This is a genomic window from Paraburkholderia sediminicola (assembly GCF_046026895.1).
In the GTDB taxonomy this organism is placed as follows: domain Bacteria; phylum Pseudomonadota; class Gammaproteobacteria; order Burkholderiales; family Burkholderiaceae; genus Paraburkholderia; species Paraburkholderia sediminicola_C.
Map to the genome: position 1 here is coordinate 96,571 of NZ_JAQQEU010000022.1, position 16,293 is coordinate 112,863.

The following is a 16,293-nucleotide window of genomic DNA, read 5'->3' on the forward strand; positions in this document are numbered from 1 at the left end:
CGGATGAAGCGGATTCGGACCGGTTGAATGATTGTAGTTCGGTGTGGCTATTGACATCGGCACCGCGCGTAAGCGGCCACTCGTGCAGAGCAGGTTGCAACGGACCTCGCATGACCGCTAAGTCCGACGAGCGGCCGGCGGCTATGCATAAGCAAACGGCCGTCGTATGGAGAAGATGCCGTACTGCGTGAGATCATCAGTCCGACCTTCAACAATGATGTGTACGTGGATGTGGGCGCCTACCATCCTGTCAAGTTCTCGAATACCTACGCGTTGTACAGGCGAGGGTGGCGCGGCATCAATATCGATATGGACCCGATGAAAATCGAGGCATTCAAGCTTGCGCGGTCTGACGATACCAACGTGTGCGCAGCGATTTCTAACCAGGAGGCAACGCGGCAAGCCTACAGTTTTTCCGCTTACGGACTAACTTCGACCATAGAACCGGGAGAAGTTGCGAGACGCACCGAAACCCCCGTCTCCGTGAGGAACGTCGAAACGACGACACTCGATGACGTGCTGGCGAATAGCTGTTACTCAGCTTGCGAGATCGATCTGCTTTCAATCGACGCGGAAGGTCACGACTATCAGGTGCTGCGGTCAATCGATACCAACAACTACAAGCCAAAGATTGTCATCGTGGTATCGACATTGATGTTGATAAACGACATCGTGAAGTCGGCAATATATCGTTATCTTGTGGATCACGACTATCGGCTGGTAGGCTGGACCCATTTATCACTGATCTTCCGGTTGGACAAATCCGAGATCTTCCGCTTCCAGTTATAGTTCGCAGCGAAAATGGATGTCTGCGGTACGGCAAGAAAAAGGTCGTCCCGTGGTTCATGCCAGCCAGCTTCCCTCTTCCCGGCCCGCTTTTTCTCTGTCTTCCACCGCTCAACAACAGCCGAGGGGCGGGCGCGACGCATCGGTTGCTGCCCGACGCGCGCAGGTGCATGAAACCGGCCGCGTGCTATCTTTAACGGATTCGACACCTTCCCCTCGGGAGTGCTCGTGGACGTCGCCGTGTGGCTGCACAGCCTCGGAATGGAGCGGTATGAACCGGTGTTTCGCGAGAACGCCATCGGCGCCGACGTGCTGCGCAATCTCACCGCGGACGATCTGAAAGAACTGGGTATTGCGTCTATTGGTCATCGCCGCAAACTGCTCGATGCGTTGGCTGACCTGCGGGCGCGAACCGAGGCCCCGCATGTGGCCGTGAGCTTGGGCGAGGCGAAAGGAGAGCGACGCCAGGTCGTGGTCCTCTTCGCCGATCTATGTGGCTTCACGCAGATGAGTCGTGCAGTCGACGCAGAAGAAGTACTCGCCGTGCTCGATCGCTACTTCGAGCAGGCCGACCGCATCATCGAGCAGCACGGCGGGCACGTCGACAAGCATGTCGGCGACTGAACCCCGGGTACTTGTTGTCGAGGATATTCACTGGTCGGACGCATCGACGCTTCGGGACCTCGCCGGACTGTCCGCAACGATGGCGGGGTGTCCGGCCGTGCTTGTGATGACAGCGCGAACGCACGGCAATTCGAGTGAAGAGCCGTGGCGCGTGGCGACCGGCGCCTCGTATTCGCTGATCGATCTGGGTCCGCTGGGCGCCAGCGACGCGCATGCGATGGCCAAATCGTTTCCCGGGGCGCAGGCGGATCTGGCGGGACGCTGCATTGCACGGGCGGCGGGTAATCCGCTGTTTCTCGAGCAGTTGCTGAACGATGCGCAGGACAGTGAAGGGACTGGCGTACCGGGGTCGGTGCGAAGCCTCGTACAGGCGCGGCTGGATCGACTTGATCCCGCCGATAAGACAGCGCTGCAAGCTGCTTCGGTGCTCGGCCAGTTGTTTGAGAAGGAGGCGGTCGATTTTCTCGTCGATGGCGCTGGCGCCGATGCTGATGCCGGCGTTGCGTTGGAACCACTGGTGATCGGTCTGCTGTTGCGACGTCAAGGCACCGGATTCATCTTCCATCACGCACTGATTCGCGACGCCATCTATGACGGGCTACTGAAAAGCCGGCGCCGCGATTTGCATCGTCGCGCCGCACAGTGGTACGGCGAGCGCGACCTCGTCCTGCGGGCCGAACATCTCGATCGCGCGGGAGAACCCATGGCAGCGCTCTCCTATTGCGAGGCAGCGCGCTCGCTGGCGTCGGGGTACCGCTATGAATCCGCTCTCCGGCTTGTTGAACGGGGGCTCGATCTCGCGGATCGACGTAACGACCGCGCCGCACTCGAGTGTTTGCGTGGCAACGTCCTGCATGACCTGGGTGACATGAAGTCGGCACTCCATGCATTCGAAACCGCCCTCGAATTTGCGACGACTGACGCGGAGCGTTGCCGTGCATGGATCGGGCGGGCCACTGTAAAGCGGATCGTCGATGACCTCGACGGTGCATGGGCCGATCTCGACTGCGCGGCTGAAGCCGCCCAGGGCCTTTTGCGCGAAGAGGCGCGCATTCATTTTCTGCGCGGCAATCTGTGTTTTCCCCGCGGCGATAGCGACGGCTGCGTTCGTGAACACGGGCGCAGCCTTGCCCTCGCGCGCGAAGCGCGTGATCCCGAACAGGAGGCGGCCGCACTTGGCGGCCTTGGCGATGGAGAATACATGCGCGGTCGGATGATCAGCGCACACAAGGCCTTCAGCCGCTGCATCGAACTCTGTCAATGCCATGGCTTCGGACGGATCGAGGTCGCAAACCTTGCGATGCGCGCCATTACCACGTGGTTTACCGGCGAAGCTGCGAGCGCACTCGATGCCGCGCTTGCCAGCGTCGCCGCAGCGAAGAAGGTGGGTCATCTCCGGGCGCTCGCCGTGTCACATCACGCTGCATGGCACTCCCTGCACGATCGCGCGGAGTGGGATAGCGCGTGGGAACACGTCGCTCCTGCACTACAGTGCGCGCGCGAGCTGAAATCAAGGCGCTTCGGAGCTGAAGCGCTCGGGTTTCGCGCGGAATTGCATCGTGTCGCCGGCCGTCAGCGCGAAGCACTCGCCGATATCGAAGCCGCGCTGTCGATCAGTCGTGAGACCGGCATGAACTACCTGGGCGCGGCTTATCTCGGCGTGCTCGCGCGCACGACGGCGGACCCCGTTGTCTTCGCACAGGCGCTCGCGGAAGGCGAAGCTTTGCTCGCGGCGGGAGCGGTGAGCCACAACCACTTTCTCTTTCGACGCGATGCGATAGATGCATGCATCGACCGCAAACGCTGGGAGGCGGCCGCGCATCATGCTGCGGCCCTTGAAGATTACGCACGCCGCGAGCCGTCGCCCTTTTCTGGATTTTTCGTGGCGCGCGCACGGGCGCTTGTCTCGTATGGAAACGGCAATCGCGATCGGGCATCGCTGAAAGAACTGCAGCGGCTAAGGCGAAAGGGCAGCAGCTTGGGTTTCTTTTACGCGCTCCCGGCCATCGACGCTGCCCTGTCGGGCGAGGCGGATCGAGGCGGATAAGCTACCGCTAACGTGACCATCGTTACTCGCCGCGGGAAGCCCGGTTCCGGCCGCTGCAGCACGCCCTGCCACACTTTCTGGTGCTCTTACTTAAGCAATACTGAGAGACGTGTGCCGTGTACGGCGCTTTATCAAGCAGTCGTCGGAACGCGTGAGAGCGCATGGACAAGTTACGTTTCCTCGCCGATCATAGCGAGATTGGTATGCCACAGACCCAGCGATGACCGACGATCTTACGAGATGGCTGGTACACATCGGCCTCGGTGAGTACGCTGCGAAGTTCGCCTCCGAAGGGATCGACTGGGACGTGCTCGGCGATCTTTCCGATGACGAGTTGAAGGAACTCGGCCTGACGCTTGGCGACCGCAAGCGGCTCGCGAAAGGTCTTGCGGCGCGCACGGGAGTGCACCGTCGACCGCCCGAACGCGCGGAGGAACGAAGACAGCCGCCTTCGTCAGCCAGGTTCGCGACCGCCGACGCCGAAAGACGGCAGCTCACGGTGATGTTCGTTGATCTGATCGATTCGACAGGACTTGCTGAGCGATTCGATCCCGAAGACATGAGAGGCGTGTTGGGACTCTACCATCAAGCCTGCGCCAGCGCGATCGAAGCTCACGAAGGTCACATTGCGCTTTACCTCGGCGACGGGCTGCTCGTCTATTTCGGTTACCCGGATGCACACGAAGACGATGCCGTGCGCGCGGTGCTTTCCGCGCTTGCCGTCGTTTCGGCGCTGCGCGAGGCCAACAATCGCATTGAATTTGAACACGGTGTGCGTTTGCAGGTGCGAATCGGAATTGAGACGGGGCTGGTCGTCGTTGGGGCAATCGGCGCTGGATCCACGCTGGATCGCCAGGCGATTGTCGGAGAGGCGCCGATCGTCGCGGCAAGGCTGCAGTCGCTTGCGCCGCCCGACGCAATTGTCGTCGGCCCGGCGACGCAACACCTGATCGAAGGATCGTTCCTGCTCGAAGACCTCGGTCGGCAAGAACTGAAAGGCGTCTCCGGTCCGGTCAAGGTCCAGCGCGTGCTCGCGCAGGCGGATGCGGTCGACCGCTTCGAAGTGAGAACGGCCCGCGGCATGACGCCGCTCATCGGAAGGGCCGCGGAACTCGAGATGATCCGACAGCACTGGAAGCAGAGCGTCGATGGCGAAATGCGCGGCATGTTGCTGATCGGCGAGCCGGGCATCGGAAAGTCCCGCCTGCTCCGGGCATTCGCCGATAGCCTCGGTGGAGACTCCCATACGATCGTGTCGCTCCACTGCTCCCCGTACTATCGCAACAGCCCATTCTGGCCGGTACTGCGCTGGCTACGTCGCGACTGGAGCCTCGGACCCGACGCGCCCAGCGCTTTGGATCTCGAACCGCTGCGGGCGGCAATCGCACGACTCGGCGTCGATGCCGACGAAGCGGTTCTCGTGCTCACAACCTTGCTGGGCATTCCAGCGGCCGCGCGCCCTCCTGCGATCGACTCTTCATCGCCTTCATTCAAGCGGCGGACACTCGACGTGCTCGTCGCGATCGTCGAAAGATCGGCGCGCGTCCAGCCGGTGCTCGTCATTGTGGAGGACGCGCACTGGATCGATCCGTCGTCGCAGGAGTTCGTCCGGCTCTTGCTCGAGCGACTGGCGTCCACTCCGCTACTTGTGCTGCTCACCGCGCGCCCCGAGTTCGAACCGGGATGGGCCTACCCACATCTCGTACAAGTTAATCTGGACCGCCTGTCGCGCTGCGATTCCATCGCGATGATCGAACGGCTGACCGATGGAAAGAGGCTACCGGGTCTTGTACTCGATCAGATCCTCTCCAAAACCGACGGTGTGCCGCTTTTTGTCGAGGAGCTAACGAAGACGGTTCTGCAGGGCGATCTGTTGCAGGATGCAGGCGTCAGCTACGAACTAAAGGGAACGCCGCAGGCAATGGCGATTCCGGATACGCTGCAGGGCTCGCTGTTGTCGCGGCTCGACCGGCTGGAGCCAATCGTCAAGGAAACTGCCCAGATCGCGGCCACTGTGGGACGGGAGTTCGGCAGGAAGCTGCTTGGCCTGATTGCGTTGAAGCCTGAGAATGAACTGCAGAAAACGCTCGACCGCCTGGTCGCAGCGGAAATCATCGTTCCGGCCTCCCGGGCACCGGCGGAGGAAGACGCATATCTGTTCCGGCATGCGTTGATCCAGGAGATCGCATACCAATCGCTGTTGCTCGCACGCCGCCGCCAATACCATGCACAGATCGCGATTGCTCTGGAGGAGCACTATCCCGAAGTTGCCGAGCGACAACCGGAACTGATCGCTCAGAACTTCGCTGCGGCCAGCCAGCCAGAACGTGCGATCGGCTACTGGCAGCGCGCCGGCGAACGAGCGCTTTCGGGCGCCGCCTACGATGAGGCTATCGCGCACGCGCAGCGTGGGCTCGAACTGCTCAACCGATGCGCTTACGGGGACCACGATCGAGCCACCCATCTGCTGTCCTTGCTACTCACGAGAGGCGGCGCGGAACAAAGGTTGGCGCGGCGCGAGGCAATTGCGACATTCAGGCAGGCTGCTCACATTGCCCGCGAACACAAGCTCACATCCTTTCTTGTGCAGGCGGCGTTGGGATTCGATACCGCGGAGACGTTCCTCGAAGGCTCCGGCGACGCATCGCTTTCATTACTCGAGGAAGCGCTCGCCTTGGTCGGCAAGGAGGAGTCGGTAGAGCGTTGCCGCCTGTTGAGTCGACTTGTCCGCACCGTTCACATGACGGGTGCGCGCAAACCGACGGGCGAACTCGTTGTGGAGGCGGTCGACCTCGCCAGACGCCTGAACGACCTGCCGAGCCTGTTCGACGCATTGGTTTGCGAGCTGATGCATATCGGAGCCCGGCCGTTGCCTGCAGGAAAGTTTGCAGAGCGCGAAGGCGTGTTGCAGGAGTTGAGCCGGATTGCAGAGGATCTTGACGATGCGCACACCATCGGCCATGCATGCGCCCGATGTCTCGCCGGCTATCTGGAGATCGGCGACGTGGAACGCTTCGAGAGCGCACTTGAAAGGTATCGGCAGATCGCGACCAGCGGGCAGCACTTCGTCGACAAGTGGTGCGTGACGGGAGCGCAGGCGATGCGGGCCATACTTGTCGGAGACTTCTCCGCGGCGGAGCGCAAGGCGCGCGAATCACTCCAGATGGCGCAGACGGTCGACGCGACCCTCGCAACGGGCGTCTACGGCATGCAGATGTTCACGATACGCCGCGAGCAAGGCCGGCTCGCAGAGGTAGCGCCGCTCTTCAAGCGCTTCGTCGATGAGCATCCCGGAAGCTCCGCATGGCAGCCCGGGCTCATGTTGATCTGTAGCGATCTCGGTTTCGAAGCACAAGCCCGCGACAATCTCGATCGCCTCGTGAAATCGGAATCCGGCATCCCCGTAGACAGCAAGCGGCTCGTGACGTTGACGTATCTCGCGGAAGTCGCTGCGCGCCTGCGGGACGTCGCGCGCGCCGAACAGGTGTACACCCTGCTTCTGCCGTTTCGGGACCAGGTTGTCACCATGCCTGTTTTTACGCTGTGCTGCGGGTCGGCGGCGCGTTATCTCGGCATGCTCGCCCATGCTCTGGGCGATTGGTCCGCTGCCGAGGAGCATTTCGAATATGGGCTGTGCATGGACGAGCGCTTGCGCGCGTGGCCCTGGCTTGCGCATGGCAGGCATGAATACGCACTTATGCTGGCAGCGCGTAACGGAATCGACGATAGAGAACGAGCACGGCATCTTCTCGCCGATGCCATTGCTGCAGCGAAAGAACTAAAAATGTTTGCACTCGTCGAGCGCATTGCCGGCGCTCAGGCCAGCGCAGCGCTCAGACTTTAACGCGCCCGATCGCAGGATTCGAAGCGCGCCGAAGGCCCTATCAATGAGGAGAAGCTCATGCCACGTTTTATGATTGAACGAAATTTCGCGGAACAGCTCGAGGTCACCAGTGAAAGCGCGGACGCTGTCAGGCGGATCAATGACGAAGAAGGCGTCGAGTGGCTTTTTTCGTTCCTCAGTGCGGACAAGAAAAAGACATATTGCCTATATGAGGCACCCAACGCCGAAGCAATCCGCGCCGCCGCACGCCGGGCGAACCTGCCGGCCGATGTGATCATCGAGGTGAGCGACTTGCGGCCGGAAATGTTCCATTAGAGGACTGCATGCGACGAGCGCGCGGAGCCCAGTCCAGCCCAGTCCAGCCGGTTGGCGTGTCGACTCCGGAGCAGGTTACGAAAATCGCGCTTCCAACACGGCGAATGGCTGGGTCGGCATCGAGATAGGCCGCAGGTCGCCGCCGACGGGCCGCTTTTGCTATCACGGCGGTCGGGGCGCGATAGGGTGAACCCGGTGGAGGTGCGACATGGAACAAGACGAATTCAGCGCCTTTGAGCGTCAGGGCTGGGAAACAGTCGCACAGCGGTATCACTCATATTTTGGCGAACTAACGACGCAGTCCAATGATGCGTTGCTCGATGCGCTTGAAATACATGCCGGCGTCCAGTTCCTTGATGTTGCGTCAGGACCCGGCTATCTCGCGGCAGCGGCGGCGCGTCGTGGCGCCGATGTGGTCGGCGTCGATTTCGCGGACGCGATGGTCCAGCAAGCGAGACGCATCTTTCCCGACCTCGCATTCCGTTCCGGGAGTGCCGAAGATCTTCCTTTTCCGGATACGAGTTTTGACGCGGTTGGTATCAGCTTCGGAATGCTGCATTTCGCTCGTCCCGAGGCCGCGCTCGCCGAAGCGTTTCGGGTGCTGCGCCCGGGCGGCAGAATCTCGTTTACGGTTTGGGCGCCGCCGGACCAGGCTGTTGGATTCGGGATGGTGCTCAACGCTATTGAGAAGCACGGTCGCATGGATGTTCAACTGCCTCCTGGGCCTCCGTTCTTCCGTTTCAGCGACTCACACGAATCGGAGCGTGCGCTGCTCGATGCGGGCTTCGTCGAGCCGCGCATTAAGGAAGTCAGTCAAACGTTGCGTATCCGCGCGCCCGAAACGCCTTTCGACGTCCTGATGCGCGGTGGGGTGCGCGTCGCGGCGATCCTGAAGGCGCAGTCCCCGGAAGTGCTGGCTTCGATCCAGAAAGCTGTGTCAGGCGATGCAGCATCGTATACGAACAACGGTGAGGTGCAGGTCCCGATGCCGTGTGTACTCGCGTCTGCGAGAAAGCCCTGAATAATCGTCGGCAGCAACCACCGAGGCGAACAGGAAGCGCGGCCGGTTACGTCAGACCCCGGCGGCGTGGGGCGGAAGGCCGCTTCGGAGCGCGATAGTGACAGTCGACGAGAGTACCTCGCACTGAGCAGTCGTCGTCCGACTAAGTACGGCCCAACAGCCGACGCTCATTTCCCGCGCAAAGCCATCATCCGAACGACTGGTCCAGGTTGGCGGATTCAACCGGTGGATGCAATAGTTTGCTGGAATCGTTCGGCGGGCGTTTCGTAGTCCAGTGTCTTTCGCGGACGCTCATTCAATCGTCTTGCCACAGCGTTAAGTTTGGCCTGTGAATACACTGACAGGTCGGTGCCCTTCGGGAAATACTGTCTTAACAGTCCATTCGTATTTTCGTTCGAGCCGCGCTGCCACGGATGCTGGGGGTCGCAGAAGTAGACCTGGATATCAGTGGCACGGTGAAGCGTTTGTGCCCGGCCATCTCTGTTCCCCGATCCCATGTTAGCGATTTATACAGTTCCTGCGGCAACTTGCTGGCATGTTTGATGAGTGCATTGACGACCGTCTCGCTGTCCTTGGCTATCTTAACCAGCATGACGTAACGTGTCTGGCGCTCGACGAGGGTACGCAAACACGCCAGACCCGTGTGTGTCTGTTCGCGTCCTTGATCACGATGACTGTCTTGTCTTCGCCATTTTCCGTTGAATGATGAGCATCAACGGAAGGCAGCAACGATAGGGCCGCCTTTTGGGCGGCCTTATCGTCTACCTGGGGAGCGCACAGTACGGTTCGAACGCCCCTCGCAACTCAGGAGACATCCCGTCAGGTCGACGAGTTGCCTTCAACGGTCGTCGCCGTCGCGACCTGCGGACGCGGGCCGAGCCGGGCTGACGGCTATGGCGGCACCAGTAAGTACCCAAGCCCGCTGGCTGGGCGCGAACCGCGGTGCCAGGAAGCCGTCATTGATTTCGCGCGTCACGGCAAAGCGACGAAACGAAGTCGCCGGTAAGAACAGACGGGAATTGTCCGGGAACCCATCGCTGGCAGTATCCACGTCTCCCTCGCGTGCCGATATTACGCCGTTGCCATTGGTATCGACCCGTTTGACTTCGGCCACATAGGCGTCGTACAAGCGCTGCGGGAATGGCGTGCCCTTTTCGAACGATGCCACTCGCACATAGGTGTCCAGATAGATTTCGTGGGCCAGCCCGCTCGGGATGAAGCGCTGGCGGTATTCCCGCTGGTTATCGGCCTCCGCGTCGAATCGGTCGGGGTCGCGCGGACCTGCACCACCCAGCGGAGCCGCATTGTTCGGATCGTCACCATAGTCGATCGGACTGTTCTTCACGCCCGCCGGTCCAGAGCCGGGAATCAGTGACGAGAGCGCGCCAACTTTGCCGGCTTCAAAGGTACCGGGGATACCGCCGGAAAAAGGCAATTCGTAGAGTGGATGGATCCAGTTGGTCGTGTAGTTGAATTCCCAGTAGCCGTGACAATCAGACTGCTGCATGCAGTTAAGCGCCCCCATGCTTAGCTGGATCGGCACGATATTGGTCTGGCGGTCGGGGAAGTGGTCGGAAGCGTCGGGCAAATGCGGTTCCCTGCCATCCATTGTGAATAGCCGGCCCGGCAGGTTGTTGTGTTTGCCCATCGCCTGCAAGGCGGCCGCGTCCGCAGCTGTCATTGTGCCGAACTGGGCGTGCCCGTCGGGTCGGGGTCGTGCGACATCCGGCACGTGTAAATCGTGGATCATCCAGCCCTCGTACCAGCCGCTTTCGTTGTTAATCACAAACAGATCTGACAGGTCGGTAAAAACATCGATGAAGGCGCGAACATTGTTGGGATCAGTGGGCAGCCCAGGCTTCGGTTCGACCACGAGGCGCACCGCACCGATGGTTGGCAAGCCGCAGTCGGCGCCAGTTGCCGTCAGCATCGCCTGGTCGTTGATGCCCGGGAATCGTGCCGTGAACGGATTGGGTTCGAATCCTGTTGTGGACAGCAGGTAATACTGGAACAGCTGGCTCGGTTTGTCGGCCTCGGCAAAGGCCTGAATGGGCAAATAGGAATGGGGCCGCTCGGCCATCCTTTCGAGGAGATCCTGCAGCGAATCCGGCAGGTGCGCGATGTCGCCGCGCTGACGCACCAGCGCGCCGTCAGCGGCAGCGTTCGGATTCGGATGGCAAGGTGGCGGCGGCTGTTCCGCGCATGCCTGGCCTGCGGCCAACGCGGCGATGAAGGCGGCAGCGGACAGGCTGGCAGCACGAGAAACCAGTGGTCTGAAGCTGCGGGGCTCGAATAGCGATTTCATGACTCCTCCTGAGGTTGACCCGCTTCGACGGACAGATCTGCAGCTAGGTAATGATGTGTGGCTTAGCCTCCTTTGAAAGTTGAGTCGCAGGGTGTCGAGGGGCGGGCAGCGGGTGGCCCCTCACAGAGCATGACGCTGCCTCGCGGAGGGCAACCCGCGATGCGATGTAGCTGGGTGAAATCGGCAAATCGGATGCCGTGAAACTCGTGTCGAGTAAACGGATAGGAGGATGAGATATTCCGGCCGCGGCTAAAGAATGCGTCGCGCAGATTGCGTCGCGATGGGCGACCAGAGATTCACAAGTTGGCTAGAAGACCGCGTCGTTATCGCATGCGGATTGTTCAGCTACGCACGGGGTGGGTTTCATAAAGCAAGTTTATGAAGCAAGCGGGTATGACACGCTCCCTGTACTTGCCACAACATCCGGCTGTATTCGCGCATGACCTTAAGGAAAGCTGACGAAGTCGCCGTTCGTCGTCGCAGCAGCAAAGTTGCGTCAAGTTTCAGGCGTAACAGCGTCGCCGCAGTTTAATCGCGCCACGTCGCCCTCGGCCGGAAGGCCGATTGCTTCCCATGGCGCGTTCGCGCGCGCCGTGAGATCCGGACCTGCTTGCCGCGCGATTCATTTTTGTCGCACCGGAAGAGCGGACGGTCGACACGGGTTGTTACGGCGGCGCACGCTGACGTTGGTTTTGAAGACGGCGAGTTTTTTGCAGCGCTGGTACGCAGGTATGAGCAAGCGCCGATACCGTCGGCTGTCCTGCCGCGCGACGAGTGCGATGCCTTTTCGAGCGACTCGACATGTCGGACATGCGTAGCGAATGATCTTTCCGTTCGGCTGAACACAGTCTCACACGGTGAACATAACCAGTGCCGTTTAATTCCGTCTTGAGTCCGCTGATTAGGCTGCATGCACATTCGAAAGTGCGTAACGGACAGTTCGATGCTGGATCGCATTGCCGCATAATCAGTGATCCTTATGTTAAGCGTTTGGCCTGCGCCAAGTAAAAAATAGACAATACCCTGCCGATTATTCGCCCCCTCGAAGAGGCCACAAACGGCCTTGTCTTAGCTCGACTCAGCATCTATCTTTAACTATCCGATTAATCTCTTTGCTCGTCCGTCAGACCGCCGCACAGAAAGGCAGCGCTTTTCGACGGCGGCAGGAGCGAGGCATCGCATCGATCGCACCGGAAGCGGCGACCGCATTTCCCGTACCACTTTGCTCGCTGGCCCGCCCCGGATGAGCTTCGCGTCTAATCAATGGCACGTGGAACCTCCCTTCCTTGGAGGACCCGAAGACCGCGGGTGCCTGGGGCCGTCCGACCGCGTCACCGACAAAAGGAGATATCAAATGCGCAAATCGCTTGTGGCTGCTTTGCTCGGTTTGGGCGTAACGTCACTCTCATACGGGGGCGATGGCGACCGCTCCGGCAGCCGGGAACATGGCGAACATGGAGAGCATCGCGTCCTGAAGGTCTTCGACGCTCGAGGAAAGACGGTCGGGCCACTGGTCTCGGTCTCGAACCCTCCCCGGACGGCCGGCGTCGTTCTCGACATTAACGGAGCCACCATTCTCGTACCGATTCAGCGGGCGTCCAACAGCGGTGGTCAGATTTTTGCCTCCCAGTATGAATGGGCAGGCGACTTCAACCCTGCTAAATATCCAACTTCGGACTGCAGTGGGGTACCTGTTATTGATGATCTGTTCGCAAAATTGAGACCCGCCTCAGTCATTAAACAGGGTGCGGACGCGGCGGTGTACGTGGCAGCCGACACCTACTCAACGAACATCACCGTGAAGTCGTCATTGGTTGACGGCCATTGCCTCTCATCTTCTCCCTTTCCCTTGAATGTACCAGGCTGGCAGGCGGAAAGCACCTACTCGCTCACGCAGAACTATCCGGAGCCGCTGACAATTCATTATTGATCGCCGTTGATAAAATTTGTGTCGGCAAGACTGCAAGTTCCCCGGGGCCGTCTGATCGCGTCGCCGATATAGGAGATGTGAAATGCTCAAATCGATTGTGGCTGGTTTGCTCGCTTTAAGTGTAACGTCACTGTCATACGGTCACGATGGCAGCCGCGCCGATGGCCGGGAAACGGGCGAACGAGGTGACCATCCCGCCCTGAAGGTCTTCGACGCTCAAGGAAAGAGTGTCGGGCCACTGCTCGCCGAGGGCTCGGCGGCGGGCGTCGTTCTCGATGTTAACGGAGCCACCATTCTTGTACCGATTCGACGGGTGTCCGACAGCGGTAGCCAGATTACTGCGTCCCAATATAAGTGGTCGGGTAAATTCTCCGATGACATCAGTTTTTATTCGAGTACTGACTGCAGTGGGCCCCCGTTAATCATTGGCGATATAACGGAGACATTGAGGCCCTCAGTAGTCGTTAGACAGGGTGTTGACGCAACGGTGTACATTGCGCCCGACACCTATTCAACGAATATTACTGCCCTGACGTATCGGGCAGGGTCCCCGGCCCAATGCTACCCGAGGGTGGCCCCCTCGGTCAGTGAAAAAGGTTGGTCTCCCGAAAGCGCCTACTCACTCACGCAGAATTACCCTGAGCCGCTGACAATTCATGATTGAGCGCTCCTTCATAAAGCGCCTTGTGTCAGCTTACTCCGCACCTATCGTTAACCATCTGGCACAGTCACTCTCTCGACTCGTACATCGGGCTGGCGCGCCGGAAGGGAGCACTACTCGACGGCGGCAAGGAGCGCGGACCTTAGGGCCGCCTGACCCCGTCACCGCCAAGGGAGATTTCAAATGCGCAAATCGCTTGTGGCTGTTTTGCTCGCTTCGGGTATAACGTCACTGTCGTACGGAGGTGATGGCAACCGCTCCGCCGGCCGGGAAGCCGGCAAACAAGGGGAACATCGCGTCCTGAAGGTCTTCGACGCAACAGGAAAGAATGTCGGGCCAGTGGTCACACTCGGTTTTTTCCCGGGCGTCGTTCTGCATGTTAGCGGAGCGACCATTCTTGTACCGATTTCGCGGCCGTTTGACAGCGGGGGCCAGTATCCTGCATCCCAGTATCAATGGGGGTGGTTGGCATCTTCCCTTGGATATGCGACTACGGACTGCAGTGGCCCCCCGGTCGTTCCTGCGGGCGGCGATGCATCGGACATATTAAGGCCTTCGATAGTCGTGAGACAGGGTGCCGACGCGACGGCGTACGTGGCGCCCGATACCCACACAACGGATTTCACTCTTCGGTCGTACGCAGCATACGGCAAGTGCGCGCCTGACACCAGTCGTCCCGACCGACTCCACATGGTAAAAGGCTGGTATGCCGAAAGCACCTACTCGCTCACGCAGAACTACCCGGAGCCGCTGACAATTCACTATTGAGCGCCCCATTGTTTCGTCCGAGCGGGCCAGCCGGGGCGCTCCCGTTGGTCCCCATCAAGATGTCGCGCGGAGCACTTCCTGATAGCGCGAGGTTCTCGTGAAGAACGCATAATCATGCGAATCGCGAACGCACAACTGACACGGCCGTCGGGAATGCCCGGGTTTGCTGCGCGGGTAGTCAACCGCGCGAATGTCTGTTGTACATTGGAAGCGGCATTTGTCGTCTCGATGAGACGACGGGCCGAAGTGGGTCGATATGACCCAATCACTTTCGCACCGAGCCGCCCTTCGTTCGTCTCGGCGGTACGTGGCTGGTTGCGCGGCCAGTGGCGCGTTTGCTGTTGATACAATTTGGGCTGCCGCTGGCGGCAGTGCTGCTGATCGGTGTCTCGTAGTACAGCTTGCCGGCGCGGCGCAATCAGGCGGTAACCGCTAGAATTTGCGGTTTTAGCCCGGAATACTCCAATGTCTTTTGCCTCGCTTGGCCTGATCGATCCCTTGCTGCGTAATGTGCGGGACCTCAATTATCAGACACCTACGCCAGTGCAGGCCAAGGCGATTCCTGCTGTGCTCAGTGGCAAGGACGTCATGGCTGCGGCACAAACCGGCACTGGAAAAACGGCGGGTTTTGCGCTGCCGCTGTTGCAACGGCTGGTGCAACACGGCCCGGCGGTGTCCAGCAACCGCGCGCGTGTTCTGGTGCTGGTGCCCACGCGTGAACTGGCCGAACAAGTGCTGCAAAGCTTTATCGCTTACGGTAAAGGCCTCGATTTACGATTTCTGGCCGCCTACGGCGGTGTGAGTATCAACCCGCAGATGATGAAGTTGCGCAAAGGCGTGGACGTGCTCGTTGCCACGCCGGGCCGTTTGCTAGATCTCAATCGCCAGAACGCACTGCAGTTTGATCAAGTACAAACGCTGGTGCTGGATGAAGCCGACCGCATGCTGGATCTGGGCTTTGCGCGCGAACTCGACGCCGTCTTTGCTGCGTTGCCCGCTCAGCGCCAGACCCTGCTGTTCTCTGCCACGTTTACTGATGATATCCGCGCCATGGCGGCGGGCATTCTGCGCGGCCCGGTCGATATCAGCGTCAGCCCGCCCAATGCCACGGCCAGCAAGATCGAGCAGTGGGTGGTGCCGGTGGATAAAAGGAACAAGCCTGACCTCTTCATGCACCTTGTGGCTGAGAACAACTGGGAGCACGCGCTGGTGTTCGTCAAAACCCGCAATGGCGTGGATTACCTGGCGGCCATGCTGGATGAAGCGGGCTATGCGGTCGACACCATCCACGGCGACAAACCGCAACCCGCGCGCCTGCGTGCGCTGGAGCGCTTCAAGACGGGCGAAGTAAATATGCTGGTAGCCACCGATGTGGCTGCGCGCGGGCTGGATATCGACGACCTGCCGCTGGTGGTCAACGTTGATCTGCCGATCGTGGCGCAAGACTATGTGCACCGCATTGGCCGTACCGGCCGCGCGGGCGCCAGCGGCGTGGCGGTGTCCCTTGTGTGCGCCGACGAAGCGCCGCAACTGGCCGCGATTGAAGCGCTGATCCGGCAAACGCTGCCCCGTGAAGAGGAGCCGGGTTTTGAAGCCGAACACCGCGTGCCGCAAACCAGCGCGACGGGCCAGATCATCAAGAAACCCAAAAAGCCCAAGAAGCCCAAAGTGCCGCAAGCTGCGCCGGGCGCCATGCAGGTGCTCGGCAAAAAGCCGCGCCCGCAAACTGGCGAAAGCAAACGAAAGCCTGCGGCGCAGCGCGCTGTGGCCGCGGGTAAAGGCACAAGCTTGTCCAGCGGTAACCCATTCAGCGTGCAAAAGCCACGCAGCAAACCCGCCAGCAAGCCAACTGCGGATTCAGGTAAGCCGGCTGGCAAACTCGCTGGTGGCCGCGGCAAACGCCAACCCTGATCGGTGGGGATGAGTAACGCCAGGCCTGGAACAGGGTGGCGGTTTGCGGGCAGTTGGCAGGCAGCGGGAAAGTCCGGCTCC

Annotated in this window: 10 protein-coding genes and 1 pseudogene; 9 read left to right on the forward strand and 2 right to left on the reverse strand. The window is 60.4% G+C overall.

Going from position 1 to position 16,293, the window contains the following annotated elements; genetic code table 11:
• The first annotated feature begins 225 nt into the window (after positions 1-225).
• The 6 genes from PQR02_RS17675 to PQR02_RS17700 all read left to right on the forward strand — a co-directional run bounded on the left by PQR02_RS17675 (position 226) and on the right by PQR02_RS17700 (position 8,637).
• Positions 226-789, forward strand: a complete 564-nt coding sequence (locus PQR02_RS17675) for an FkbM family methyltransferase (RefSeq protein ID WP_408233359.1) — start codon at positions 226-228, stop codon at positions 787-789.
• 225 nt (positions 790-1,014) lie between these two features.
• A complete protein-coding gene (locus PQR02_RS17680) occupies positions 1,015-1,410 on the forward strand; it encodes an adenylate/guanylate cyclase domain-containing protein (RefSeq protein ID WP_408233362.1) in 396 nt (131 codons plus the stop codon).
• On the forward strand, positions 1,397-3,457 hold the full coding sequence (locus tag PQR02_RS17685; protein WP_408233365.1) for an ATP-binding protein: 2,061 nt from the start codon (positions 1,397-1,399) through the stop codon (positions 3,455-3,457). The genes PQR02_RS17680 and PQR02_RS17685 overlap by 14 nt, the downstream gene beginning before the upstream one ends.
• Positions 3,458-3,677: 220 nt before the next feature.
• On the forward strand, positions 3,678-7,301 hold the full coding sequence (locus tag PQR02_RS17690) for an AAA family ATPase (protein ID WP_408233368.1): 3,624 nt from the start codon (positions 3,678-3,680) through the stop codon (positions 7,299-7,301).
• A gap of 57 nt (positions 7,302-7,358) precedes the next feature.
• Complete coding sequence (locus tag PQR02_RS17695; protein WP_408233371.1) at positions 7,359-7,616, forward strand: nickel-binding protein; 258 nt, start codon at positions 7,359-7,361, stop codon at positions 7,614-7,616.
• 208 nt (positions 7,617-7,824) lie between these two features.
• A complete protein-coding gene (locus tag PQR02_RS17700) occupies positions 7,825-8,637 on the forward strand; it encodes a class I SAM-dependent methyltransferase (protein WP_408233374.1) in 813 nt (270 codons plus the stop codon).
• A gap of 218 nt (positions 8,638-8,855) precedes the next feature.
• On the opposite strand, the pseudogene PQR02_RS17705 reads toward PQR02_RS17700, so the two are convergent.
• Both PQR02_RS17705 and PQR02_RS17710 read right to left on the reverse strand, forming a co-directional pair.
• A pseudogene (locus tag PQR02_RS17705) lies at positions 8,856-9,265 on the reverse strand (IS30 family transposase); the annotation flags it as partial.
• A 210-nt stretch (positions 9,266-9,475) separates the two neighbouring features.
• Positions 9,476-10,942 (reverse strand): hypothetical protein, encoded by a 1,467-nt coding sequence (locus PQR02_RS17710; protein WP_408233377.1) that lies wholly within the window; start codon positions 10,940-10,942, stop codon positions 9,476-9,478.
• A gap of 1,354 nt (positions 10,943-12,296) precedes the next feature.
• Between PQR02_RS17710 and PQR02_RS17715 the strand changes: the two genes are divergently transcribed.
• The 3 genes from PQR02_RS17715 (at position 12,297) to PQR02_RS17725 (ending at position 16,212) form a co-directional block, all read left to right on the forward strand.
• Entirely contained in the window at positions 12,297-12,872 is a 576-nt protein-coding gene (locus tag PQR02_RS17715) for a hypothetical protein (RefSeq protein WP_408233380.1), read from the forward strand.
• A gap of 82 nt (positions 12,873-12,954) precedes the next feature.
• On the forward strand, positions 12,955-13,536 hold the full coding sequence (locus tag PQR02_RS17720; protein ID WP_408233383.1) for a hypothetical protein: 582 nt from the start codon (positions 12,955-12,957) through the stop codon (positions 13,534-13,536).
• A gap of 1,230 nt (positions 13,537-14,766) precedes the next feature.
• Positions 14,767-16,212: a DEAD/DEAH box helicase gene (locus PQR02_RS17725; protein WP_408233386.1), complete on the forward strand. Its 1,446-nt coding sequence runs from the start codon at positions 14,767-14,769 to the stop codon at positions 16,210-16,212.
• Positions 16,213-16,293: the final 81 nt, after the last annotated feature.